The 2,288-nt window shown below is 56.2% G+C and carries 2 protein-coding genes; one reads left to right on the top strand and one right to left on the bottom strand.

Features of this window, described 5'->3' with window-relative positions; all coding sequences use genetic code 11:
* Positions 1-186: 186 nt before the first annotated feature.
* A complete protein-coding gene (locus ABIB78_RS38670) occupies positions 187-1,029 on the bottom strand; it encodes a hypothetical protein (RefSeq protein ID WP_429034287.1) in 843 nt (280 codons plus the stop codon).
* 645 nt (positions 1,030-1,674) lie between these two features.
* On the opposite strand from ABIB78_RS38670, the gene ABIB78_RS38665 reads away from it, so the two are divergent.
* A partial coding sequence (locus ABIB78_RS38665; protein ID WP_429034286.1) for an IS1380 family transposase occupies positions 1,675-2,288 on the top strand: 614 nt, incomplete at its 3' end.

The following is a 2,288-nucleotide window of genomic DNA, read 5'->3' as shown; positions in this document are numbered from 1 at the left end:
AAGAAACCGGTGAGAAAAGGCCGGACGGTCGCCCACGCCAGCCGCCAGCCCCCGTCAGACGTCAAGAACGACCGTGCTCTCGTGAATAGATCGGGTTAGAGCCGTCAATGCGACCTAGCTTTCGCAAGGTGAACGGCTTTCAAACTAAGAAACCGGTTGAAGCGGTCGCGCCACGAGGGGTCCATTTCACGGCATCCTATGGCTGGGAGGCGCGGTCGGCGGCGTACCGCCACTGGATGTATCCAAGATCTGATGCTCATGATGTGCTTTTAACGCTAGCCATTCCGTCCATGAAATGGCATCCGCTTTTTCAAGAGGTTGTTCTTTTGCATACTGAAAAAATGTGTCCATCAGCTCGCTTTTCTCGTTCCGCAACACCTTGTTTAACGCCTTGCTTGTTGGAAACTCGTCGCGCCTTCTTAATTTTATCTGGCGTTCTATGATGTGCGCACATTGCACTTTGTCGGAATTGTGCAACATGTCTGCCAGGGTCATCAGCAGCGTTGTACGCCCTATGCCGCCCCGGCAATGAAAATGCAAATGAACATCACCCGCACGGGCGAGGTTTCGCAACTCCGATACAAGCTTATCTATTTCAGCATCGGTGGGGCGCGCATGATCTGGTGTCGGAATGCGCAGATATGCCACACCCTTTCTTTTAACTAATTCCTCTTCCGTTTCTATTTTCACTTTACCGAAGTCGAGAACCTTTGGAGGCGCCGAAGAAGCCTTTCCTTTTACGACACTCCCGGATTCTATGGTCAGACCAAAAGGAAATTTAGTCGGTAGTTTTGCGAGCTTCTTTGTCTCCTTCGCGGGAATAATGTCAGCAGGCTTTTCCACGTTACCCCAGTTATAATTATCTGCAGCATACCAGGATATTGGTTCTCCATTTGCGAATCCATGGAACTCTTGCCTAGTATCTATAATGACGAGCCGTTTTGGACGTGTCAGTGTAATTAGTTCTTCTAGCTGCCGCTCAGAAAATTGTTCACTCCCAGACAAGCTTAAACCGTCAAACCCGGTCAAGTCGCAACTCTCCATCCCGGATGTATCGGATGTGGCGCGAAAGGTAGAGGGTTCAATCATGTCATATACAAGCGTTGGGGGATTTTGGTCGGGTATTTTCTTCGGTATTGTTGTCGGTGGAATTCTAAATGGCGTGCGTGACTCAACGCTCGATGAGGCTCGCGCGCGAGCGCCGAGATCGGAATCTGGCGCCGGCATTTGATATGAAAGACCGACAGGCTTGCCGGGACCACACCGCATAAGTCTCTCCTTTGAGCAGCAAAAAGATAGCCCCATCAAAATGACGCAGGCTAGGTACGGCAGGTCGCCGCGCACTACCCAGCTCCAGCACTGAACGGAGCGTGCACTCCGAGGCGCGGCAAACCAAGTACGAGCGAGCTGCGTTCCGCATCCTGACACGGCAAAACAAATCCTTCACCTACCGGCTTGCGTGGGGAGCGGTGGCGCTGTTTAACGCTTCGCCACTACTCGGGCCGCTTCCATGCGCGCGGAAGCCATCCTGCGCGGGCTCATCCACAGCTAGCCCGTCTTATTCGCCAGAGGGCGCCTGAGAGGCTGGCGAGCGTGGTGTAAAGCGCTGATGCGGCGTAGGATTCGGTTGCGACGCCAACCCCATCACCTTCAACCGCGAACGCCACGCCCGCCATGACCGATGATACGATTCTGCCATTCTCGTTTCCAGCCGTTCACGCCAAGAAAGTCACAGCTGCCTTCGATGGTGGGCGCCTGACCTCGAATGGAGGCGTGATGCTTCTGGCGATGGCCGAGCGGCGTCTCGGCTTGGCCGGCAATTTGGCCCGGGTGTTCCCGGATCGGCGCGATCCGACGCGGGTCGTGCACAGCCTTGTCGATATGTTCCGCGCTCGCATGTTCGCGATCTGCTGCGGCTACGAGGACGCCGACGACCTCGATCATCTGCGGTCCGATCCGGCGTTCAAGCTCGCCTGCGGTCGCCTGCCGGACACGGGCCGGGATTTGTGTTCCCAACCAACGCTGTCGCGGCTGGAGAATTCGCCGCGACTGCGCGACGTGATCCGCCTGTCCTACACCTTGGTCGACGCATGGATGGATAGCTATCCGTGCGAGCCCGCATCCATCATCCTGGACATCGACGACACCTGCGATGTCGTCCACGGCCATCAGCAGCTCTCGCTGTTCAACGCTCATTATGACGAACGCTGCTTCCTGCCGATCCACGTCTACGACACGGAGACGAGCCGGCCCGTGGCGGTCGTGCTGCGGCCCGGCAAGACGCCGGG

Origin of the sequence: Bradyrhizobium sp. I1.14.4, assembly GCF_050435825.1 — a bacterium.
Lineage (GTDB): Bacteria > Pseudomonadota > Alphaproteobacteria > Rhizobiales > Xanthobacteraceae > Bradyrhizobium.
This window is presented reverse-complemented; position numbering and strand designations above follow the sequence as displayed.